Raw genomic sequence first — 23,304 nt, 5'->3', positions numbered from 1 at the left:
GCCTCAGGCGGCGAGCCGCCCGGCATCCAGCCGGAGCGTGCGGGAGAGGCGGCCGGCGAGGCGCGGATCATGGGTCGCGACGATGAGCGTCGCCTGCGCTTCCTGCGCCAGATCCAGCAGCAGATCGGCCACCGCCGCTCCCGCCTCCGCATCGAGGCTGGCGGTCGGTTCGTCGGCGATCAGGATTTCGGGGCGTGCGATGAGGGCGCGGGCGACGGCCACGCGCTGCATCTGGCCGCGGGAGAGCGTCTCCACCGGCTGGCGCGGATTGGGCAGGCCCACGCGCTCCAGGAGGCGCAGCGCTTCCAAACGTTTGGATGGCTGGAGGCGCCAGCAGCCGAGGCGCTGGGGCAGCAGCACATTCTCCAGCGCCGAGAGGCCGGGGAAGAGATGGAAATCCTGCATCACGAGGCCTACGTGTGCCGCGCGCCAGCGGTCGCGCGCGCCTTCGCCGAGGCGGGACAGGTCCGTATCGGCCCATGCCACATGGCCGTGGCCGACCTTCTCAAGGCCGGAGAGGACGTTGAGGAGGGTGGTCTTGCCGCAGCCGGATGGCCCGCTCACCGCCACGCGGGCCCCCCGGTCGAGGTCCAGCGCGGGAATGGCCAGCGCCGGCTGGGCGAGGCCGGGAAAGCGCACCTCAAGGTCGCGGATGCTGAGGGCGGCCACGTCTCACGCCTTGCGGAAGCTGGCGCGGCGCAGGCGCAGCAGGCTGACGAAGCCGGTATTTGGATCGGTCCACGAGCCCACTTCCAGCGTGCCGCGCACCTCGATGAGGGCGTTGGCCTGTTCGAAGGTCTGGGCGCGGTCGAGATAGATGACGACGATATTGTCCGGCCAGTCCGCATCCGAAGAACAGAAGGGGCAGATGGACATGGGAATTTCAGTCAGGACGAAGAAATCCGCCTCCGCCTTCAGCGGAGGGGCCATGAAGCCGCGCATGGCGACCTCCTGCCCCTTCAGCGCCTTCACCTTGTCGGAGAAAGAGAGGCCCAGCACGCTCACCTTGCCGTAAAGCTCGCTGAAATCGAGCGGGGTGGGGGCGGCATAAGCGGGCCGCATGGCAACCGGCAGGGCGAGCGCGCCCGCCATCGCCAGCAACTGGCGACGGGAGAGGGGCAGAGCGCTTTGCGCGAGGATCGGGTCTGCGGCCATCGTCCGGTCTGAAACGGAAAGCTGCCCCGGAAGGGCAGGAAGAGAATAGCTCAGGTCTGGGTGTCGGGGCTCGTAAAGGGCATCACTTCGGGCGTGGTGCCGGCCCCCGGGCGTTCTACCTCCCACCCAACCCTCCCACGCAAGGGGGGAGGGCTTTTAAGGGGGATGGGCTCAGTTCTTGGCCGGGGCGAGGGCCATCACGTCCACCAGAACGCGATAGACGTCGCTCTCTTCCATGTAGCCCTTGAAGCCGTCGGCACCGGCGCCGGTGGCCTGCAGCACCACGTCATCCACCGCATGGACGGCGGTGTCGGCGGAGCGGGGGAGGTTCCCTTCCCGGAAGGTGGCGCCGGGCACATTCTTGTAGGCCTCATTGGCCACGTACTGCTTCTTCTCGTTCTGCACCGCCGGATCGAACGGGCCGTTCATCTTCGGGCGCCAGGTCTCGTAATAGTCCGGATAGTTGGACGCGAAGACCGCGAGACGGCGGGAGACGTCCACCTTGTCGGGGAAACCGTCGCCGTTCTTGTCCTCATAGTTCGGGAAGCCGGCGTCCGCATAGACGCCCACCTTGTCCCGCATGTCCAGGCCGGGCTTGTTGTCGTCGATGGTGCCGATGATGGAGATGCCGTGGGTGTGGTCGCCGGTCACGACGATGAGCGTGTCCGGATGGGTCTTCAGGAATTCGATGCCGACGCCCACCGCCTGATCGAACTCGATGGTTTCGAACAGCGCCCGCTCCCAGTCCATGGGATGGGACATCTTGTCGATGGAGGCGCCTTCCACCATCAGGAAGAAGCCGTCCGGATTCTTGGCGAGCTGGTTCAGCGCGACCTTGGTCATTTCCACGAGGCCAGGCTGGTTCGGGAACTTCTCCACCGTGCCCTTCTTCAGGAACTCGCGGTCGAGCGTCACGTCCATGTTGGCGGGGTGGAACAGGCCGAGGATCTTGCCGGTGTTGGTGCCGGCGGCAGCGGTGAGCTCCGTCTTGTCGGTGGCGAGGGTGTAGCCCGCATCCTTGAAGAGCTGGATATAGTCCTTGTCGTCCTTGCGCTTGGAGCCGGGCGTCGTCTTCGGCAGGAAGTAGGCCGAGCCGCCGCCCAGCACCACGTCCGGCTTCACATCCAGCATCATGCCGACGATGTCGGCCTTGTCGGCGCGGGCGCGGGTGTGGGCGACCACGGCGGCGGGGGTGGCATCCTCCACCTCGGCGCCGGTGACGATGCCCACCGACTTCTTGGACGTGCGGCGGATGGCTTCCGCGATGGTCTCCACCTTGGGATCGTCCAGCGTGGACTTGGTGCGGTCCGCATAGACGCCGAGCGCGTTCACCGCCGTCTTGTGGCCCGTCATATAGGCCGACATGGTGTTGGCGCTGTCGGTGGCGATGGCGTTGGTCGACGACGTGCCGATGAAGGCCATCCGGTCGAAATCGTCGATGTTCAGGCGACCATTCGCCTTGCCCTCGGTCATGCCTTTGGACATGAGGCGGGCGCCCGTGCGGTGCGCCACGGAGAGGCCGTCACCGAGGAAGAAGATGACGTTCTTGGCCTTCGGGGTCGCCGCCGTGGCATAGACGTCCCAGGTCACGGTCTTGGTTTCGCCGCCGGCCTTCGCTTCCACCTTGTAGGTACCGGGCTTGGGGAAGGCGGCGGCGCGCAGGAGCACGGCCGAGGCGTTGACGCCCTCTTCCTTGGCGATGAAGTCGGGCTTCTTGCCCAGCACCTGCTCAACGGGCTGGCCGTTGATGGTGATGCTCACGTCCTGCGGCTGCACTTCCTTGTCGAACTCCACCTTTAGATCGAAGGGCGAGCCGGCGAGGATGGTGGCGCGGTCGAGCGGATAGATGGCGGTCGCGCCGGCGGTGCCGGCGAGAGCGGTGCTGAGGGCGAGAACTGCAAGAAGCCGGCGCATCGACGGGTTCTCCTAGGGGATGGCGCTGCGGCATCCCCTAGGCCGGTTGCATGACAGTTGCGTGAACATTGCGGCGTGCAAACGCTGCCTGCCGCTACGTCGTGTCAGGCCTTTGGGCGCTCCAGATCGAAGCGGGTCTCGGGCGTGACGGCTGCATAGGCGGTCGGTCCGCCCGCGCGAAGCACGATGCCGGCGCCGAACGTGTCGAAGATGCCGTCCTTCAGCAGATGCGGAGCAATGTGCACGCCGATCACCTCACCCAGAACGAGCCAGGCCTGGATGGGGGCGCCGGAGGCGCTGCGCAACTGGTGGATGTCGGCCACCTTGCACTCGAACTGCACCGGGCTTTCCGCGACGCGCGGCACATTGACGAGACGCGATTCGATCTTGGTGAGCCCCGCGCGCTCAAACTCGTCCTGGCCATAGGGCAGCGGGGCGCTGGTGTCGTTCATGCGGCCGACGAGGTCGCGCGTGACGATGTTCCAGACGAATTCACCCGTCTCCTGCACATTGCGCAGGCTGTCCTTCGGGCTGGTGCTGGAGAAGCCGATGATCGGCGGCTTGTAGTTGAAGGCATTGAAGAAGCTGTAGGGCGCGAGATTGATGCTGCCGTCCTTGCCGCGCGTCGAAACCCAGCCGATGGGGCGCGGGCCGATGATGGCGTTGAGGGGATCGTGGGGCAGGCCATGGCCCTTTGTGGGCTCGTAGAAGTGCGTGGCGTCGGTCATGGGGGCCTCCGGTCCGGCTGAGCCGGATCCGCAGAGAGGGATGAGGATGACGGACCATCGCCCAGCTTGACCGCTGGGGAAAGCCCCGAGCCGAGCGAGGCGCGCAGACCAGTGTCGCGCCCGTTGGTGCTTGTTTCCCGCCAGGTGACCGCCCCGACGTGCAAAAGCAGCAACGGAGGTTGAGCGGGCGCAAGGACGCGCAGAGCCGGAGCCGTCAAATAGGGGCCTCTTCCCATTTGCGGATCGGCCGCCCATGACCGCGCTTCCTTCCACCGCCCATCTGCGTGCCGGCGCCGCTCCCACGGGTGCGCATTCCGAGGCGCCCTTCTGGGTGCGGGGCGCGGCTGCCCAATTGGAGATGCTCGCCTCCCGGCCCGAGGGGCTGACGGCCGCCGAGGCGGCGGAGCGGCTGGCCAGCCATGGTCCCAACGTGGCGGTTGCCGCCGGGCGCAAGTCGCTCCTCGCCAAGCTCGTGAAGCGGCTGACGGAGCCGCTGGTCGCCATTCTGCTGATTGCCGCCGGCGTCTCGGGTGCGACGGGGGACTGGCAGAGCTTCGTCATCATCCTGCTCATCGTCCTCTTTTCCATCGGTCTCGACCTGTTCCAGGAGGAAAAGGCGGAAGCGGCCGTTGAAGCGCTCAAGCGGTCCGTGGCCGTCTCGGCCCGTGTGCGGCGGGGTGGGCAGGCCATCGCCATCCCCGTACGGGAGGTGGTGCCGGGCGACGTGGTGGAACTGACGGCCGGTGATCTGGTGCCCGCCGACGGCATCCTGCTCTCCAGCCGCGGCGCGCTGGCCAACGAGGTGGCCCTGACCGGCGAAGCCTATGGGGCGGAGAAGGCGGCGGGGGATTGCGCGGCCCTCGACATCGCCGAGGCGACGAACGCGCTGTTTGCCGGCACCAGCATCGTCGGCGGCGTGGCGGTGATGCTGGTGACCGCCACGGGAGCCGACACCCGCTTCGGGCATGTGGCGGCCTCTGTGCAGGCCAAGGTGGCGCCGGGCGCCTTCGAGCGTGGCATCCATGGCCTCGGGATGCTCATCCTGCGGCTCACCGGCTTTCTGGTGCTGTTTGTTCTGCTGACGCAACTTCTCAAGCAGGGCCTCACGCTGGAAGCCTTCCTGTTCGCGGTGGCGCTCGCGGTCGGCCTGACGCCGGAACTGCTGCCCATGGTGACCACCGTCACGCTCTCGCGGGGCGCGGTGCGCATGGCGGCGCGGCAGGTGGTGGTGAAGCGGCTGGCGGCCATCCATGACCTCGGCGCCATGGATGTGCTCTGCACCGACAAGACGGGGACGCTGACGCAGGCGCGTATCGCGCTGGTGGGCAGCTTCGATGCGGAAGGGCTGGAGAGCCCGCGGGCGGTCGAGGCGGGGCGGCTCAACAGCCGCTTCGTCAGCGGCCTGCATAGCAATCTGGACGACGCTCTTCTCGCCGACGCGCCTGCGGATGCTGGATCCCTGCGCTGTCTTGCCGACCGCCCCTTCGACTTCGATACGCGTCGGGCGACCGTCCTGCTGTCAGAGGGCCCCTCCCGCCGTCTCGTCACCAAGGGCGCGGCGGAGATGGTGCTGCCGCTGTGCCATGCCTATGCGCGGCAGGATGGCACGCTGGCGCCGCTCGATGCCGGCGCACGCGCGCGCCTCTCGGAGAGGATGGAGGCCAAGGGGCGAGAGGGCTTCCGCCTCCTCGCCGTGGCTTCGGCGCCTGCCGATGATGCGCTGGCGGACGTCGAGGAGGCGGGCGCGCCCTATGTCTTCCTCGGCTGCCTCGTCTTTCTCGATCCGCCGAAAGACAGCGCGACGGAGGCGATCGCCCGGCTCGCGGCGGCGGGTGTGCGGGTGAAGATCGTTTCCGGCGACGCGGGGGCCGTCGTCCGGCATCTGGTGGAGACACTGCACCTGCCGGCCTCCGGCCTGCTCACCGGCGCCGAGATGGAGGACATGAGCGACCTTGCGCTTGCGGCGGCGGTGGAGAAGACGGATCTCTTCGTGCGTGTGTCGCCCGAGCAGAAGAGCCGCATCGTCCGCGCGCTTCGGGCCCGAGGGCATACGGTCGGCTTCATCGGCGACGGCATCAATGACGCCCCCGCGATCCATGCGGCGGATGTGGGGCTCTCCGTGGATGGCGGCACGGATGTGGCGCGCGAGGCGGCGGACATCATCCTCCTCGCTCCGGACCTCGGCGTGCTGGCAGATGGCGTGCGCGAGGGGCGGCGCACCTATGCGAACATCATGAAATATGTGCGCATGGGGACGAGCTCCAACTTCGGCAACATGCTCTCCATGGCTGCTGCCTCGCTGGTGCTGCCCTTCCTGCCGCTGGCCCCCTTGCAGATCCTGCTCAACAACCTGCTCTACGACCTCTCCGAGATCGGCATCCCCTTCGATCAGGCGGACGAGGCCGATCTGATACGCCCGCAGGCGTGGGATATGGGCGCTGTGCTGCGCTTCACTCTCATCATGGGGCCGCTGTCATCCGTCTTCGATCTGGTGACCTTCGCGGTCCTGAGCCTGGGCTTCTCGGCCCCGCCGGATGAGTTCCGGACGGCATGGTTCGTGGAATCCATCGCCACCCAGATCCTGGTGATCTTCCTCATCCGCACGCGCGGCCCTGCCTGGGCGAGCCGGCCCGACCGGGTTCTTGCCGCCACATCCCTCGGGGCGCTCGCGGTGGCGCTACTGATCGCCTTGACGCCGCTCGGGTCCGTGGTCGGCTTCGTGCCGCTGCCGGCATCGCTGCTCGGGGCGATCGCGGTGCTGACCGTCCTTTATCTGGCGTGCGCGGAGGGGCTGAAGCGGTTCGCCATCAAACCCTCTGCGCACGGCCCGCGACCCGCAGGCCGCAGGGCCACGTGAACGGCCTACTGATAGACGAAGGCCGTGCAGTGGGTGAAATAGGAGCAATAGTAGAACATGATGATGTAGGCGAGGAAGGCGAACATCGTGATGAAAGCCATGGTGGCCAGAACGATGATCGCGATGTTGTAATAGATCGTATTCCCGCTCACGGCCGCGAAGCCTGCGCGGCGACGCATCAGGAGCGTGACGGCAACCACGAGTGCCAGAAGCAGAGCCGCGAATAAAGCCGTGTTCGTCATGAGGATGACTCACTTTCAGTGGTCGGCGGGGACCTTCTGTCATAGGAATATAAAGGTCTGACGACGGCCTTCGCGGATCGAATTCTTGTACTGCGTGTCGGTTCAACGACTTCGCGCACCGCGTGCAAGGATGGTCGACATAGTCGATGTCTTCCCTTGCGGCATGTGGTGCCTTTGTCTGCATGGCCTCTGCTTGCAGCCTGTCACCGGCGCCGCAATAAGCAGTTGAGCAGTGTCTCTTGGTGGTCACCTCGCCGAGACGAGGTTACCTGAAGGTTCGAGTACGACAGTTGGTCGCGGGCGACGCCATCACCGGGCCGGCCTCCCGTCTATGGTGCGCGATACGGCTTCGCGCTGCTCCTGAGACGACGGTGAGGCAGTCAACATTCTGGAAAAATTCAAAAAATGCGAAGGCGACCGCCGCCCACACACGGGTTCCGCTTCGGCAAGTTTGGCGCAAGATGGGGGTAATAGGGGAGGGAGGTCTCTCTGAGGTTGTATGAAGTCCGGAGGCTTTCTTGCTCTACAATAATCTGAAGATGATCTGGAAGATCGTCGCCCTTCTTGTGCTGCTTGGCGCTGTCAGCATCGGCGGTGCCCTCTATGGCGCCAGCCAGTCCACGGCGATCAACGACCTGTTGTCCGGCATCATCGAAGGGCCGGCCGCTGCCGCGACGCGGATGGCCCGCGCCAATCGATTCATGGTGAGAACGGAGCTTGCCATCTATCAGTTGATCAACGCGCCCGACGATGCGTCGGTCGCCGCCGCCGACAAGGCGATGAAAGAAGTCGTCGAGACCGCCCGCGGCATCTTTTCCGATGCGGCCAAGCTCGCTCCGGCCTTCTCGTCGCGCATCGAGAGCATCGGCAGCAGTTTTTCGCGGACCATGGAAACGGCCTGCGCCTCCACGATCAAGCTGTCGCTGGTGGCCCGCACGCCCGTGGAGAATGCACGTGCCGCGGCATTGATGCGGTCCGAATGCGAGCCGGCGATCGAGAGGATCAGCCAGGACTCCGTCGCGCTCACTGCCGAGATGCAGACCTACATGGCCGATGAGAACAAGCGGGCCGATGACGTGACGGCCAGCGCCAATGCGACCTCCATCTCGGTGATCGTCGCCGCCACCGTGCTGGTCATCGGCCTGGCGCTCTTCCTCGTGCGCCGGAGCATCGTGCGCCCGCTCGAGGCGATGATGGGCGTGATGGAGGCCATGGGCCACGGCGATCTCAGCCGCAAGCCTGACGAGACCGGACGGGCGGACGAGATCGGCGCCATGTCCCGCACGCTCACTGTCCTTGGCGAGCAGTTGCAGGCTGCGGAAGTGGCCCGTCAGCAGCAGGCGGAGCGGGAAGCCGCCGAGCGGCTTCAGATCCAGAAGCGGCAGAAGCTCGCCGAGGCATTCGTCGCCGAGATCCAGCAGATCGCCGCGACCTTTGCCGATTCGTCGGCGCAGGTGGCCGATTCCGCCCGCAACCTGTCGGCCACGGCGGAGCAGACCTCCCGCCAGGCCCAGGCGGTCGCGAGCGCGGCCGAGGAGGCGGCGACCAATGTCCAGACGGTGGCGGCCTCTTCCGAGGAACTGGCGGCCTCCGTGCGCGAGATCACCGGGCAGGTGAGCCATTCGGCCTCGGTCGCGGAAGTGGCCTTCCGCGAGGCGGAAACCTCCAACGAGCGCATCGTGGAACTCGCCCGCTCTGCCCAGGCCATCGGTGACGTGATCGTCCTGATCAAGGGCATTGCGGACCAGACCAATCTCCTTGCGCTCAACGCGACCATCGAATCCGCCCGCGCCGGCGAGGCCGGCAAGGGCTTTGCCGTGGTGGCGTCCGAGGTGAAGGAACTGGCGGCCCAGACCGGCAAGGCGACGGACGAGATCGCCAGCAAGATCGCCGAAATCCAGCAGGCGACACAGGGCACCGTCAGCTCCATGGGCGAGATCATCCGCGTGGTGGGCAACATCAAGCAGATCTCCTCCTCCATCGCCGGCGCGGTGGAGCAGCAGGGCGCGGCCACCGGTGAAATCGCCCAGAACTGCCAGCAGGCCGCCACCGGCACCCAGCAGGTGACGGAGAATATCGGCGGCGTGGGGCAGGCGGCCGAACTCACCGGCTCGGCCTCCAGCCAGTTGCTGACCCTCTCGCAGGGCCTGTCTACCCAAGCGGTCGACCTGCGGCGGACGGTGGAACGGTTCGTGTCGGACCTCCACGCCGCCTGAGGCGCGGAACGGGGCGGGTGCTGGCTTCAGCGCCCGCCTTCCCGCGCAAGCCCAAGGCAAGGTCGGGGCGCGAGTGTGCCCCATGCGCCCGCGGGCGATCCCTTGCTGTCACAGGCGTTCATGACAATTGCGGCTTCCTCTCCGGTACGACCGGCCCTTTCCGTTCCCGCCCGCCATCCGCTGATCGGTGTCGCCGCCATGGTCCGGGGGCTGGAAGCCCGGCAGGACATGGCGCCCGTGTGGGATGGGCTTGTCACCCGACTCGATGCCGACCCCGAGGACGCCGCGGCCCTTCTCGACATGTCGGCCCTGCTCATGGCCCGCAAGGCGAGCGTGAAGGCCGAACAGGCGCAGGCGGCTGCGCTCTCCCTCTGCCGGCAGTTCCATCGGACGTATGGCGGCGGTGGCGGGCTGCGGCTTCTTGCCTTCGTCACCGCCGGAGATCTGATGGCCAATACGCCGCTGGATTTCCTGCTCACGGGTTCCGATTTCGAGCTCGACTACGTCTATCTGGACCCGGATGTGAGCGACCTCTCCGGCCTGCCGGCCCACGATCTCGCCATCGTCGCCATCGCCGAGTCGCCCGAGAATGATCCCATCCTGCTGCGTCTCGATGCGCTGCTGGCCGACTGGCCGGTGCCGGTGCTCAATGCTCCGGCGGGCCGCATCGCGTCCCTGACCCGCGACGGCGTGTGCGCCCTGTTCGCCGATGAGCCGACCGTGCTGTCGCCGGCCGCCGTGCGCGTGCCGCGCGCGGATCTCGAAGACCACATGCGCAACGAGATCGGCTCAAGACTGCCCTTCAGCTATCCGATGGTGGTGCGCCCCATCGGCAGCCACGCGGGCAACGGCCTTGAGCGCATCACCAGCCGCGATCAGTTCACGCTCTATTTGCTTCTGCAGAAGGAGGCGGAGTTCTTCATCAGCCCCTTCATCGATTACAGCCGCGAAGACGGGCTGTTCCGCAAGCAGCGCATCGCCTTCATCGATGGCGCCGCTTATGCGGTCCATGGCGCCACGTCCCAGGACTGGATGATCCATTACGTGAATGCCGGCATGCGCCAGCATGCGGAACGCCGGGCCGAGGAAGCCGTCTTCATGGGAGGCTTTGAGGCAGATTATGCCGTGCGCCATGCCGCCGCCTTCCGCGCTCTCACTGAGCGCATCGGCCTCGATTATTTCGCCATCGACTGCGCGGAGCTTGCGGACGGTCGCCTGCTGCTGTTCGAGGCCGACATCGCCATGGTCATCCATGATGCGGATGATCCGCAGATGTTCCCCTACAAGGTGGAACCGATCCGCCGCCTGTTCGCGGCCTTTCAGGACCTGCTGATCCGCCGGGCCAGCAAAGGAAGCACGCGCAACGTCGCCTGAGCCCGCTCTACGGACGGAGCGGCACCGGCCTCTGAGCAGGCGTCGAAAACCCGGATTTTCAGGGCATCGGAGAGGGCACCCACGCCTGTTCCAGGTGTGGGTGCCCTTGCGATGCGCGCCGTTGCGGGCCGGCGCGCAATCCCTGCGGTTCGCCGCGCTGCGGCGTCCCCGCTGATGGTCTGGAGGTGTCCGCGGCGCCGATCCGGGCGGAGGGGAGGCCTGGAGGCACCGGCATCGTCTCCGCCTGAACCGAACGCACCTTGTGGTCCACCGCCGCCGCGAGATCGGCCGCCTGCGTGGCCCGCGAAAGGCCGGCCGGCCCGCGCGCCGCGGAGAGGCGCATCAGAACGATGACCACCAGGGAGAGGGTCGCTGCCAAGGCGGCGATCAGGGTGATGCGCGTGTTGGCGGCCGCATCCCGCTCCAGTTCCTCGCGGTGCGCGAGGGTCACGTCCGCAAGTTCGTTCCGCAGCACAGACAGGCCGTCATGGACGCGCCGGAGAGCGGGGGCGCAGAGCCCCGCGTCAGGTCCTTCCTCGGCGCCGCCCCGGCTGCACGCGCGCCGGACAGCACGGTTGAAGTCGTCTTCAATGTCCTTGAGGCGGTCGGCGAGAATGGGCGTCAGGCGCGCCGTCGCGATAAGCTGCATCGAGAAGCGATGTGCGGCTTCCGCCGTCCGGACTGTCCCGCCCCGCCCGCCAGCCTGGGCGGGGAAGCGATCCTGCCGATAAAGTTCGCTGAGACCGTCCATGAGCAGGCGGTCGGCATCCGTCAGCAGGCGCATGGCATGTGCCGGCCCTTCCGAGACGGCCTGAGCCCCGCGTGCGATGGCAAGAGCCTGCACCGAACTGTAGATCCCCCCGCCAATGCTGGCCGCGCCGAGGCCCAGCGCAAGGGCGACTGCAAGCCAGGGGGCGGGGAGACGGTTGGTCATGAGCAAGCCTTTTCTTCGAGAACCTACCCGGCGACGCGGCCCACGGAGGTCGCGTTGGCGAAATCGGCATGAGGACGAAAATGAGAAGAAAAGGATAAAGGAGTGTTTTCTGGCTCGCGGCTGGATGACCGCTGGCCAAGGCTGAGTTTCATGAATGGGATAAATCAAGCCTGGTCCGGATAATCTTGATCTCCGAACCTATTTCTCGTCCCCCGTTTCCATTGCTAGCAGAGTGTAGGGTTAATCTTGCTTCAAGCTTGCCGAACATGAACGGGAATTAACCCTGTCGATTCCTGTCCCGACTTTCACGGGCTGTCGGCAATGCTGCACGCATGGCGTGTGTGCCGGCGCAGCATGAGCGTGCTGCGGGAAGGGCGGCGGATGCGGGAGGGAGGGCGCGCGTCCTCCTGCCGGAAGGGCGATGGGCCGGGGCAGGGCGCGGGCTCGATTCCAAGAAAAATGCCTCCGACCATGGGAGGCCGGAGGCATCGCAAGAGAGATGCGGTGATGGATCAGTTCGTCCGCACGGCGGGCTTTGCCACCATGGCGCCCTGGCGCCCGTAGAGGATGAAGGTCGCGATGAGGCCGCAGGCGCCGGCGAAGATCAGCCAGTAGCCCGGCGCGGCCTTGTCGCCCGTCTGCTCGATGAGCCAGGTGGACACCGCCGGCGTGAAGCCGCCGAACAGCGCCGTGGCGAGGCTGTAGGCGAGCGAGAAGCCCGTGGTGCGCACGTGCGCCGGCATCACCTCGGTGAGCGCCACCACCATCGCGCCGTTGTAGCTGGCGTAGAGGAAGGACAGCCAGAGTTCGACCGCCAGCATCTTGCCGAAGGTGACGTTGGCCACCAGCCACGCGAGCGCGGGATAGGCGGTGAGCAGCGTCAGGGCGGTGAAGATGATGAGGATCGGCTTGCGGCCGATGCGATCCGACAGAGCACCCATGACGGGCAGCCAGAAGAAGTTGGAAATGCCGACGCACAGCGTCACCAGCAGCGCGTCTGTCTGGGAGAGCTTGAGCACCGCCCGCCCGAAGGTCGGGGTGTAGACGGTGATCATGTAGAAGGACACGGTGGTCATCACCACAAGCATCATGCCCGCCAGAACGATCTTCCAGTTGCCTGCGATGGTGCGGAACATCTCCCCGAGCTCGGGGCGATGCTTGCGGGCGAGGAACTCCTCCGTCTCCTCGAGCGAGCGACGCAGGAGGAACAGCAGGGGCACGATGAGGCAGCCGATGAAGAAGGGAATGCGCCAGGCCCAGTCGGAGACGGCCTGCGGCGCCATCCAGGCATTGAGGGCATAGCCGAGGAGGGCAGCCACGATGATCGCCACCTGCTGGCTGCCCGACTGCCAGCTAACATAGAAGCCCTTGTTCCCGGGCGTCGCGATCTCCGCGAGATAGACGGAGACGCCGCCCAGTTCCACGCCCGCGGAAAAGCCCTGAAGCAGCCGGCCGAGCAGCACCAGAAGCGGCGCGGCCATGCCGATGGTGGCGTAGCCGGGAACGAAGGCGATGAGGACGGTGCCCAGCGACATGATGCCGAGCGTGAGGATCAGACCCTGCCGGCGGCCGAGGCGGTCCACATAAGCGCCGAGAATGATCGCCCCCAGGGGGCGCATGAGAAAGCCGGCGCCGAAGGTGCCGAAGGTCAGCATGAGCGAGGCATAGGCATCACTGACCGGAAAGAAGGCGTGCGCGATGTGCGTCGCATAGAATCCGAACAGGAAGAAATCGAACATCTCCAGGAAGTTGCCGCTGGTGACGCGGAGCACTGTCATGGCCTTGGAGGAGGGCGCTGCCTGAGGCTGCGGGGCGGGCATTGGGGGCCTCTCGGGTCGGAAAATGGGCGGCACTATGGCGCACAAAGCGTCAGATGCCTACATGCCGCTAGGGAATTAGCAATTCATATCAAAGGGTTAGTGTTCCGTTGCGGAAGGTTGGGTGATGCCGACGGCGGTCTGCAAAATAAATTTGACACAATCAAATTGTGTGCTACTTAAATGGCACGGAAGCGGCTTGGCCGTTTCTCATCGATTTCTCAAGGTACGAGGATCAAGCGATGTCCGTCGATGTGAAGTACACCACCAAGGCCACTGCCAACGGGGGCCGTGACGGCCGCTCGGTCACCGAGGACGGCAAGCTCTCCGTGAAGCTCGACACGCCGAAGGAACTGGGCGGCGCCGGCGGCGAGGGCACCAATCCCGAGCAACTGTTCGCGGCCGGCTATTCGGCCTGCTTCCTCGGCGCGCTGAAGTTCGTCGCCGGTCTGGAGAAGGTGCGCATTCCGGCAGAGGCGACCGTGACCGCCACCATCGGCATCGGTCCGCGCTCGGAAGGCGGCTTCGGCATCACCGCCGCGCTCGCCGTCTCGCTGCCGGGCATCGAGCGGGCTCAGGCCGAGGATCTGGTCGCCAAGGCCCATCAGGTCTGCCCCTATTCCAACGCCACCCGCGGCAATGTGGATGTCGGCCTGACGGTCGTCTGACGGCGAGGCTGCGAGGTGGCTTCAGCGGGAATCGCATCGGCCGGACGTAAGAATTCGGCCGGCCATTGTCCCGCGCCGCCGCCTGAAGCGTTCCCGGCCCGCCTGACCGGCGGATCGGTGTGCGCGCCGGATGTGGGGCGCTCTCCCCCCACGCCCGCATCCGGCGCGCGTCTTCCCGTCCCTCCGGACAAACAAAACCCCGCCGCGGCGCCGCCGGGCGGGGTTTCGTTTCAGGCCTCGACGGCGATCGTCAGATCACCAGCCCGGACGGCAGTGCAGGCCGCCGTAGGGGCCACGCCAGCAGTAGCCGGGGTGCCAGTAGGGGCCGTAGCCGTACCACCAGTCGATGAACAGGCTGGCGTTGGTGCCGGAAACCGGCTTGTCGTCGCTCAGCACCTTGTACTTGTAGACGAGGGTGTCGCCGTTGATCACCGGATCGGTCAGTTCGACCACGGCGGTCTGGGGCTTGCCGTCCACGGTCACCGCGAGGGTGGCGTTCGGCGGATCCTTCTGGAAGCTGTCCTTGCCGGTGTTCCAGAACTTCACGAAATTCGCCGTGGGCGCATCGCCCGTCATGCGCTCGGGGCGATCCGAGAACATGAGGGTCTGCGGAGCCACACCCTTGAGGGTGATGGTGGTCGCATCGACCGTCACGGAATCGGCCACCTGCACGAACAGCCAGTTCGCGGGCTTCATCTCTTCAACATTGGCGGGCTTGGCAGGCGCCGTCTGGGCCTGTGCGCCGGTGATGGCGCACGCCACCGCCAGCAGCGCACCATAGAAAGCGGACTTCATAGAAATCTCCCAAAGCTGGGGTCCGTCACCACGGCGCGCACTCTACCATTTTGCCGCCAGACCGCCAGAGCCTTCACAGACGATTAACCCTATTTCAGGTAATCGCAGGCGTAGCTGTTCTCGCGGCCAAGTTGAGGTTGGAGATTTTTTGGCGACCTCGGCAGCTCAGGATTGCAGAGGCCGTCACAAATATTTCGTGCATGATCGGCTGTTGCGCCGCCACCTTGGCATCAGGCCAGAAACGGCGATCGGGGCCCCGGCTGTTCAGTTCAGCCGAGTTCAAGAATCCAGAAGGCCGGCAAGCTTGAGCGCCACGCCCTGTGATCCCTCCAGCCGCAGACGGCCGGTGGAGAAGGCGAGCATCGGGCCGATCCGCCCGGTAATCAACTTGTCCAGCGTGTCCGAGGACAGCTTCAGGACAGCTTCGGCCTCGGCATCGCTCTCAGTCACGGACACGCCGCCGCCGGTGGCGTCGAGATGGATGGACTGGCCGCTGTCTGTGAGATCGAAGCGAACGGTGTGGTTGAGCGCGGACAGGGCGCTGGCGCGCTCTTCAAGGGCGTCGATGAGGGTGGCGATTTCGGCCATGACTGCTCCGGCGGGGACGAGGGCCGCGCCCGGGCAAGCGGGCGCGGCGGGGGAGGGGATCAGAAGGCGTCGTCTGGAAGGGCCATCATGGACGACTTGCCGGACTTGATGGCGCCCCAGAGGCCGGCCACTTCGGGCAGCAGGCGATCGATGAAGAAGCGGGCGGTGGTGATCTTGGCGTCATAGAAGGCGGCTTCGCCATTGGCGGTGGCCCGCTTCTCGAACGCCACTTCGGCCATGCGCACCCACATGTAGCCGAGCGCCACGAGGCCAAAGAGGCGCAGATAGTCGGTCGCAGCCGCGCCGGCCTCTTCCGCGTCCTTGAGGCCCTTCTCGGCGATGTATCCGGTGGCGAGCTGGAGCGCGCCGAAGGCCTTGCCGAGCGGGCCTACCAGCGGCCCGAGATTCTCGTCGTCCATCTTGGCGTCGATATAAGCGAGCACCGGATGGAAGAAGCTACGCAGGTAGCGCCCGGTGTGGGCGGGCAGCTTGCGGCCCACGAGATCGAGCGCCTGGATGCCGTTGGTACCCTCATAGATCATGGCGATGCGCGCATCGCGCACATACTGTTCCATGCCGTGGTCGCGGATGTAGCCATGGCCGCCATAGACCTGCACGCCGAGCGAGGCATTGGTGAAGCCCAGATCCGTGAACAGCGCCTTCACGATGGGGGTCATGAGGGCGGTGAAGTCCTCCGCCTGCTGGCGCTCTTCCGGATCGTTGGAACGTTCCATCAGGTCAAGATTGCGTGCCACCCAGCCGGAGAGGGCGCGGCACCCCTCGTTATAGGCCCGCATGGTCATGAGCGAGCGCCGCACGTCCGGATGCACGATGATCGGGTCGGCGGCCTTCTCGGGATATTTGGCACCTGAGAGGGCGCGCCCCTGTACGCGGTCGCGGGCATAGGCGACGGCGCTCTGATAGGACGCCTCGCCGATGCCGAGGCCCTGCGTGCCGACCGACAGGCGCTCGGAGTTCATCATGGTGAACATGGCGGCCATGCCCTTGTGGGGCGTGCCCACCAGCCAGCCGGTGGCCTCGTCGAACGACATCTGGCAGGTGGCCGAGCCGTTCAGGCCCATCTTGTGCTCGATGCCGGTGCAGGTGACGCCGTTGCGCGGGCCGGGGCGCCCATCCTCGGTCGGCAGGAACTTCGGCACCAGGAAGAGGCTGATGCCCTTGATGCCCTTCGGCGCGTCCGGAAGGCGGGCGAGCACCAGATGGATGATGTTCTCGGTCAGGTCATGCTCGCCGGCGGAGATGAAGATCTTCGAGCCGGTGATCTTATAGGAGCCATCCGCCTGCGGCTCGGCCTTGGTGCGCAAGAGGCCGAGGTCGGTGCCGCAATGGGGTTCGGTGAGGCACATGGTGCCGGACCATACGCCCTCCACCATCTTCGGCAGGAAGCGTTCCTTCAGTTCCTGCGAGGCATGGCTGTTCAGCGCCTGATAGGCGCCGTGGGTGAGGCCGGGATAGAGGCCGAAGGAGAGATTGGCCGAGCACATCATCTCTTCGACGAATTTGGTGACGCTCGCCGGCAGGCCCTGGCCGCCCCATTCGGGATCACAGGCGATGCCGTTCCAGCCGCCTTCCACATAGGTCTTGTAGGCGTCGGTGAAGCCCGTCGGGGTGCGCACCACGCCATTCTCATAGCGGCAGCCTTCGGCATCGCCCACGACGTTCAGCGGCGCGAGCACCTCGGTGACCAGCTTGCCGGCTTCCTCCAGCACGGCATCGATGAGGTCGGTGGAGATGTCCTCGCACCCCTTGAGATCCTTGAGCGCGTCGCTTCCGTGCAGCTCATGGAGCACGAAGCGCATGTCGCGCAGCGGCGGCTGATAGGTCTGCATGGTCTCAACTCCCTGAACCTGTTCGTTGCGTTTTCCGCCTTCTACGCCTGCCGCCCGCCGATGGGGAGGGGCGGGGCAGGCCGAAGGCGCCCGCATCTCTCCGGCGGATAGGGCATGGCCGGCCGCAGCATGCCGCGCCGGCCATGCCCCTGGCCGCTGCTGTCCGCCCCCGGTCGCAGCGGCCGTTTCCGCGCCCTGCGCTCAGTTGCGCAGCGGGCGTCCCGTTTCCAGCACGGACTCGATCCGCGCCAGTGTCGCGTTGGTGCGGATCAGCTTCATGAAGCCGGCCCGCTCCAGTTCCAGAACCTGCGCCTCGGTGACCGGCTGGATGTGATCCGCCGGGCCGCCGGTGAGCACTTCCGCCAGCGCGGAGGCCACCACCAGATCGTGCTTGGTGGCGATGCCGCGCTTGTGGAAGCTCTCAGCCGCCATCTCCAGCGCCACGCGGCCGGAAGGGCCTGGCAGTGTCAGGTCCACGGGCTTCGGCGGCACATAGTTTTCCGCCAGCGCAAGCGCCTTGGCCTTGGCGTCCGCCAGCAGGCGGTCGCGGTTCATGGTGATGCCGTCGCTCTCGCGCAGGAATTTGTATTCCTTGGCCTCGGCGGCGGATTTCGACACGGTGGCGGTGCTCACCATCTCGAACACCTTGGAGGGCGCGGGCATGGGGCCCTTTGGCAGGGCCGGGTCGGTCTGCCAGCGGGTCAGCATCTCCTTGCAGCCGCCCCAGCCGGGCAGCACGCCGACGCCGCATTCCACGAGGCCGATATAGCTCTCCGCATGGGCCTGCACGGCATCCGAATGCAAGAGGATCTCGCACCCGCCGCCGAGCGCCATGCCGGCGGGGGCCGACACCACGGGGAAGGGGGCGTATTTCAGCGCCTGATAGGCCTGCTGGCCTGCCGCCACCAGCTTCTCCACCTCGCCGAAGGCGGCGATGTTGCAGGCGAACAGCGCGAGGCCGAGATTGGCGCCCACGGAGAAGTTGGAGCCCTCGTTATAGATGACGAGCGCCTTGTGCTTGTCCTTCACGAGCTTGGACGCCTTGCCCAAGAGCGCGATGATGCCCTCGTCCAGCGAATTGGACTTGGAGGTGAATTCGAAGCACAGCACGCCGTCTCCGAGGTCCCACACGGCCGCCGAACCGTTCTTCAGTACCGGCTGGGCGGTGAGCTTGATGTCGGAGAGCAGCAGCACGCCTTCGGGACGCACGATGTCGCGATAGGTGCCGTCTCGGCCGAGATGCTGCCGCTTGCCGTTCTCGACCCGGTAGAAGGTTTTGTCGCGGGCGAGCGTCAGGAATTCCGGCACCGGCTCTCCCATGCCTTCCAGCGCCGTGATGAGGGTGGGGGCGCCGATGCGGTCGATCAGCTCGAACGGCCCCCATTTCCAGTTGTAGCCGAGGCGCATGGCGTCATCGATGGCCACCACGTCGTCCGCCGCCGCCGGCACAAGCCAGGCGGCATAGGCGAGGGTGCGGGCCATGACGGAGACCGCATAGCGACCGGCCGGCGTCGCGGCACCGAGCAGCGCGCCCACGTTCTTGGCGGCTGCTTCCACTTCGGGCAGGCGGGCCTTTTCCTCGCGGCGGTAGCCGCCGCTCGCAAGATCGATGGCTTCCTTCACCTTGCCGCCGCCGTCGCGGTTCAGCCGGTAGAAGCCGCCCTTGCCCTTCCGGCCTATGAGGCCGGTCTCGATCATGGTGCGGATGAGGGGGATGTCACGCACCGTCTTCTGGAACGGATCGTCCTTCGGCAGCGCGCGCTCAAGGCTGCCCTGCACGTGCGGCATCAGGTCGAGGCCGACGAGGTCGAGCAGGCCGAATACGCCGGTCTTGGGAATGCCGAAGGGCCGGCCCATGACGCTGTCGGCTTCCTCGACCGTGAGGCCGAGGGCGAAGGCCTCCCCCACCGCAAGCTGCATCCAGTAGGTGCCGAGGCGGTTGGCGATGAAGCCGGGCGTGTCCTTGCAGGTCACCACCGTCTTGCCGAGCTTCACGTCGGCAAACGCGCTGACGCCGGCGACGGTCGCGGGATCCGTCTCCGGTCCTGAGACGATCTCCAGCAGGCGCATGTAGCGCGGCGGATTGAAGAAATGGGTGATGAGGAAGTCGCGGCGGAAGCCGTCCGACAGCCCCTCGGTCAGCGCCGCAAGCGGAATGGTGGAGGTGTTGGAAGAGACCGCCGTGCCGGGTTTGCGCACAGCGTCTATCTTCCTGTAGAGCGCCTGCTTGACATCGAGGCGCTCCACCACCGCTTCCACGATCCAGTCGCACTCCGCGAGGGCCGCGAGGTCGTCCTCGATATTGCCGGCCTTCACCAGCTTGGCGTTGCGCTTGGACATGAAGGCGGCGGGCTCCGCCTTCAGAAGCCGCTCCACCGCCTTTTCGGCGATGGCGCTGCGGTTGGTTGCGCCCTCGGGCACGATGTCGAGGAGGAGCACCTCCACCCCGGCATTGGCGATGTGGGCGGCAATGCCGGCGCCCATGACGCCGGCGCCGATGACGGCGGCCTTGCGGATCTCGCTCATGGTGGCGCCTCCGCTCACACGCGCTCGAGAACGGTGGCGATGCCCTGGCCGCCGCCGATGCACTGGGTGGCGACCGCATAGCGCCCGCCCTCGCGCTTCAGCAGCGAAGCCGCCTTGCCGACGATGCGCGCGCCGGTGGCGCCGAGCGGATGGCCGAGCGCGATGGCGCCGCCGTCGATGTTGATCGTCTCCGGCTTCACATTGAGATCGCGGGCGCAGGCGATGGCCTGCGAGGCGAAGGCCTCGTTCAGCTCCACCACATCCACGTCCTCGATCTTGATGTTGGCGCGGGACAGCGCCTTGCGGGTCGCGTCCACCGGGCCGATGCCCATGATCTCCGGCGCGCAGCCGGCGACCGCAACCGAGCGCAGGCGCGCCAGAACCTCAAGCCCATGCTTTTCCGCATAGGCTTCCGAACACACGAGCACGGCGGAGGCGCCATCCGTCAAAGGCGAAGAGGTGCCGGCGGTGACGGTGCCGTTCTGGTCGAAGGCCGGCTTCAGGCCGGCGAGGTCGTCCGCCGTGGTCTCGGGCCGGATGCAGCTGTCAGCGTCCACGCTCTTGCCATTGATGCGGATGGGGACGATCTCGTCCTTCAGCTTGCCTTCGGCCTGGGCTTTCGCCGCCTTGCGCTGGCTCTCCACCGCGAAGGCCTCCTGATCGGCGCGGGTGATCTGCCACTTGCGCGCGACATTCTCCGCCGTGTCGCCCATGCCCATGTAGGCGGCGGCATTCTTGGCGTAGAGCGCCGGGTTCGGCATGGGGTTGAAGCCGGTCATGGGCACGCGGCTCATGCTCTCCACGCCCGCGCAGATGAAGGCCTCGCCGGCACCCAGCAGGATCTGGCCGGCGGCCATATGCACGGACTGCATGGAGGAACCGCAGAAGCGGTTGACGGTGACGCCCGCGACCGACTGGGGCAGCTCCGCGATCATGCCGATGAGGCGGGCGATGTTGAAGCCCTGCTCAGCCTCGGGAAAGGCGCAGCCGACGATGAGGTCCTCGATGTCCTCGGGATTGACCTTCGTCCGGGCGATCAGCTCGCGCACCACCTGGGCGGCGAGATCGTCCGGCCGCACGCGGGCAAGATCGCCCTTCTTGGCGGGGGCGAAGGGCGAGCGGGCATATCCCGCGATGACGACGTTCGACATGGGCGCTCCTGCAAGCTTTCAAAATGCCGTTCGGCTTTCGGTCTTCTTGTTTATTCCGGCGCCCGACGGCGCCCCGCGGGACTCAGCCCCGCCGCTTGCCCGCCGCCTTGCGCGGCGAAGCTTCCGCCGCATCGGCGATCGCCAAGGCGGACAGGGTCTGATCCTCGATGTCCTTGAGTTCGGCGATGCTCTCCTCCAGCGCCACGCGCTGATCCTCGAGCATCTCGAGGCGCGTGCGCACCTTCTTCAGCAGCAGGCGGATCTGCTCCACCTGCGTCGGGTCGACATCATAGAGGTCGAGATATTCCTTGATCTCGCGCAGCGAGAAGCCGAGGCGCTTGCCGCGCAGGATCAGCACCATGCGGGCGCGGTCGCGCTTGGTATAGACCCGGATGTTGCCGGCCCGGCGCGGCGAGATGAGGCCCTTGTCCTCATAGAAGCGGACCGTGCGCGGCGTGATGGCGAGGTCACGGGCGAGTTCGGTGACGGAGAAGAAGGTGTCCGTCAGGCCCGCATGCGCGGACGCGCCGGGCGTGTCGGAACCGTGCGATCCATCGAGTGCCATAGGTTGACCTATACGTCATCTAACGGACCCTAGGATACATGCTTCGCATCGCCCTGCAAGTGTGGCGGCAGGCGCGTGTCCAAACAAAATTGGATAGCAGGCTTTGTTTTTGCGGGCGCACAAACGTTATTGCAATGCAATAATCGCTGGGTGAGCGGCGCGTTCAAGAAACCGATCTGGAATCCGGAATGCCGAACACTGTGTTTCTAGGCATGCATGGCGCTGAAACGCCGTGACGCCCTGCGGAAAAGCCTGAAGGTGGTGTTGTAAGCATGTAACACTTGGAGAAACGTGTGTCATAGTGGCGGCGGAATCGAGAGCGCGCGTTGACGGCGGCACGCGGATCGGCATTCTGATGACGTATAGGGCATCCAGCGCACTCATAGGCGCACCGCACAAGAACAGTGATGCCGGGTGGAAATGCTGCAGTGGAGGGGCTTGTTTCATGAGGCACATCAGGAATCTGCGGCGTTTCGCGCCGGGCGTCGTCATCCCCGTCCTGGCCCTCGCCGGGGCTGGAGAAGCCTCTGCCGGCGGGTTCGGCCTGCGTGAGCAGAGTTCCTATTATCAGGGCACGAGCTTCGCCGGTGTTGCGGCCGGCGGATGGGGCCTTGCCTCCATGTACTGGAATCCGGCGGCCATCAGCTTCGTGCCGGGGCTGCAGGTGGAAGGCAACGTCAGCTATGTGGCGCCCCATGCCTCCATCGACGTGAACCGCGCCACCGCCCCCATCACCGGCACCAATCTCGGCACCTTCGGCGTCTCGGACATCGTGGACAATGCCGCCATCCCGGCCATGTATGCCTCCTACGCCTGGGAGCGCTGGGCAGTGGGCGTCTCGGTGAATGCGCCCTTCGGTCTGGTGACCGACGCGCCGTGCAACTGGTCCGGCCGGTTCTACGGCTGCTACAGCCGCATCTATGACGTGAACGTTCAGGGCAACGTGGCCTACAAGGTCAACGACTGGCTGGTCATCGGCGGCGGCGTCTCCGTGAACTACATGGATGCCCGCCTCAATCAGGCGCAGATCAACGGCGTCTCCACCGCCGGGCCCGTGCTCGGCACCGGACAGGTGGATGGCGATGACGTCGGGCTCGGCTTCAGCCTCGGCGCCCTGTTCACCCTCGCGCCCGGCACCACGCTCGGCATCGGCTATCGCTCCTCCATCGACCTCAATCTCACGGGTCAGGTCTCGGTTTACGCCCCGACCGGCCAGAATCTGGCGATGTTCCCGGCCAATGCCGGCCTGACGCTGCCCGATCAGGTCACGGCCAGCTTCCGGTCGCAGCTCAATCCGCAGTGGACCGTGAGCGGCACGGTGGAGTGGACGAACTGGTCCAGCCTCCAGAAGCTGGTGGTGGTGCCGCAGGGCGCCAGCATCTCCGTGCTTGACCTCGGCTGGCGGGACGGCTGGTTCTTCTCCGGCGGCGTCGAGTATCAGTGGGATCCGCGCCTCGCGCTGCGCACCGGTCTCGCCTATGAGATCTCGCCGGTCACCGACGATGTGCGCAATCCGCGCCTGCCGGACTCCAACCGCATTTGGCTGTCGGTCGGCGCCACCTATGCCTGGACCAATCAGCTCAGCATGGATCTCGCCTATACCCACATCTTCGGCCAGAGCGGCAGTATGAACCTGAGCCCGGCCGATCCGGCCAATGCGCTGCGCGGCTCGCTCTCGGCCCAGGTGAGCGATGCCTATGTGGACATCGTCTCCGTCGCCCTGCGCTACAAGTTCGACGCCCCCCAGCCGACCGCCGTGGCGCTGATCACCAAGTGACGGCGGGTCCCGGTGGCCCTGCCGCCGGGACTTCACCATAATTGCGTGATGAGCTGACGCTTCCGCATCCGCCGTGAGGCGCTGCGGAAGCTCAAAGAACAAGCCGCGTCATGCGGCGCCCCGGCGGCGCGAACCGTCGGACCCGTC

At 66.3% G+C, this 23,304-nt stretch carries 18 protein-coding genes; 5 read left to right on the top strand and 13 right to left on the bottom strand.

The features are described 5' to 3' along the window. Positions 1-3 precede the first annotated feature (3 nt). From DFO45_RS14000 to DFO45_RS13985, 4 genes are all read right to left on the bottom strand, one after another. Complete coding sequence (locus DFO45_RS14000) at positions 4-669, bottom strand: ABC transporter ATP-binding protein (RefSeq protein ID WP_133865354.1); 666 nt, start codon at positions 667-669, stop codon at positions 4-6. A gap of 3 nt (positions 670-672) precedes the next feature. Beyond that, positions 673-1,155: a hypothetical protein gene (locus DFO45_RS13995; protein ID WP_208299797.1), complete on the bottom strand. Its 483-nt coding sequence runs from the start codon at positions 1,153-1,155 to the stop codon at positions 673-675. A 171-nt stretch (positions 1,156-1,326) separates the two neighbouring features. Next, a complete protein-coding gene (locus DFO45_RS13990) occupies positions 1,327-3,069 on the bottom strand; it encodes an alkaline phosphatase (RefSeq protein ID WP_133865353.1) in 1,743 nt (580 codons plus the stop codon). A 104-nt stretch (positions 3,070-3,173) separates the two neighbouring features. After that, entirely contained in the window at positions 3,174-3,797 is a 624-nt protein-coding gene (locus DFO45_RS13985; protein WP_012171508.1) for a flavin reductase family protein, read from the bottom strand. Between the two features lie 253 nt (positions 3,798-4,050). Here DFO45_RS13985 and mgtA point away from each other — a divergent pair, with 253 nt between their 5' ends. After that, the gene (gene mgtA / locus DFO45_RS13980) at positions 4,051-6,654 is read left to right on the top strand and encodes a magnesium-translocating P-type ATPase (RefSeq protein WP_133865352.1); all 2,604 of its coding nucleotides are present in this window, start codon (positions 4,051-4,053) and stop codon (positions 6,652-6,654) included. 5 nt (positions 6,655-6,659) lie between these two features. On the opposite strand, the gene DFO45_RS13975 is transcribed toward mgtA, so the two are convergent. Beyond that, positions 6,660-6,896, bottom strand: a complete 237-nt coding sequence (locus DFO45_RS13975; RefSeq protein WP_133865351.1) for a hypothetical protein — start codon at positions 6,894-6,896, stop codon at positions 6,660-6,662. A gap of 518 nt (positions 6,897-7,414) precedes the next feature. Between DFO45_RS13975 and DFO45_RS13970 the strand changes: the two genes are divergently transcribed. Then, a complete protein-coding gene (locus DFO45_RS13970; protein WP_133865350.1) occupies positions 7,415-9,112 on the top strand; it encodes a HAMP domain-containing methyl-accepting chemotaxis protein in 1,698 nt (565 codons plus the stop codon). Between the two features lie 120 nt (positions 9,113-9,232). Beyond that, entirely contained in the window at positions 9,233-10,486 is a 1,254-nt protein-coding gene (locus DFO45_RS13965; RefSeq protein WP_208299796.1) for a tetratricopeptide repeat-containing protein, read from the top strand. 58 nt (positions 10,487-10,544) lie between these two features. Here the strand turns inward: DFO45_RS13965 and DFO45_RS13960 are convergent, their stop codons facing one another. Then, positions 10,545-11,420, bottom strand: coding sequence for a hypothetical protein (locus DFO45_RS13960; protein ID WP_133865349.1), 876 nt, complete (start codon positions 11,418-11,420; stop codon positions 10,545-10,547). Between the two features lie 512 nt (positions 11,421-11,932). Further along, on the bottom strand, positions 11,933-13,240 hold the full coding sequence (locus DFO45_RS13955; RefSeq protein ID WP_043879442.1) for an MFS transporter: 1,308 nt from the start codon (positions 13,238-13,240) through the stop codon (positions 11,933-11,935). A gap of 239 nt (positions 13,241-13,479) precedes the next feature. Here DFO45_RS13955 and DFO45_RS13950 point away from each other — a divergent pair, with 239 nt between their 5' ends. Continuing rightward, entirely contained in the window at positions 13,480-13,905 is a 426-nt protein-coding gene (locus DFO45_RS13950; RefSeq protein ID WP_012171501.1) for an organic hydroperoxide resistance protein, read from the top strand. A 255-nt stretch (positions 13,906-14,160) separates the two neighbouring features. Here DFO45_RS13950 and DFO45_RS13945 read toward each other — a convergent pair whose 3' ends face one another. From DFO45_RS13945 to DFO45_RS13920, 6 genes are all read right to left on the bottom strand, one after another. Further along, positions 14,161-14,700, bottom strand: a complete 540-nt coding sequence (locus DFO45_RS13945; RefSeq protein WP_012171500.1) for a hypothetical protein — start codon at positions 14,698-14,700, stop codon at positions 14,161-14,163. Between the two features lie 279 nt (positions 14,701-14,979). Next, entirely contained in the window at positions 14,980-15,288 is a 309-nt protein-coding gene (locus tag DFO45_RS13940; RefSeq protein WP_012171499.1) for an SCP2 sterol-binding domain-containing protein, read from the bottom strand. A gap of 59 nt (positions 15,289-15,347) precedes the next feature. Continuing rightward, positions 15,348-17,138 (bottom strand): acyl-CoA dehydrogenase C-terminal domain-containing protein, encoded by a 1,791-nt coding sequence (locus DFO45_RS13935; RefSeq protein WP_133865348.1) that lies wholly within the window; start codon positions 17,136-17,138, stop codon positions 15,348-15,350. 201 nt (positions 17,139-17,339) lie between these two features. Then, positions 17,340-19,664: a 3-hydroxyacyl-CoA dehydrogenase/enoyl-CoA hydratase family protein gene (locus DFO45_RS13930; RefSeq protein WP_133865347.1), complete on the bottom strand. Its 2,325-nt coding sequence runs from the start codon at positions 19,662-19,664 to the stop codon at positions 17,340-17,342. A 14-nt stretch (positions 19,665-19,678) separates the two neighbouring features. Continuing rightward, positions 19,679-20,815: a thiolase family protein gene (locus DFO45_RS13925; protein ID WP_133865346.1), complete on the bottom strand. Its 1,137-nt coding sequence runs from the start codon at positions 20,813-20,815 to the stop codon at positions 19,679-19,681. A gap of 82 nt (positions 20,816-20,897) precedes the next feature. Beyond that, positions 20,898-21,380 (bottom strand): MerR family DNA-binding transcriptional regulator, encoded by a 483-nt coding sequence (locus DFO45_RS13920; RefSeq protein ID WP_133865345.1) that lies wholly within the window; start codon positions 21,378-21,380, stop codon positions 20,898-20,900. A 445-nt stretch (positions 21,381-21,825) separates the two neighbouring features. On the opposite strand from DFO45_RS13920, the gene DFO45_RS13915 reads away from it, so the two are divergent. Further along, positions 21,826-23,157: an outer membrane protein transport protein gene (locus DFO45_RS13915; RefSeq protein ID WP_166657130.1), complete on the top strand. Its 1,332-nt coding sequence runs from the start codon at positions 21,826-21,828 to the stop codon at positions 23,155-23,157. Positions 23,158-23,304 lie beyond the last annotated feature (147 nt).

The sequence above is a fragment of the Azorhizobium sp. AG788 genome (assembly GCF_004364705.1).
In the GTDB taxonomy this organism is placed as follows: Bacteria; Pseudomonadota; Alphaproteobacteria; order Rhizobiales; family Xanthobacteraceae; genus Azorhizobium; species Azorhizobium caulinodans.
Note: the sequence above shows the minus strand (reverse complement) of the source record. Positions and strands in the feature narration are given on the sequence as shown.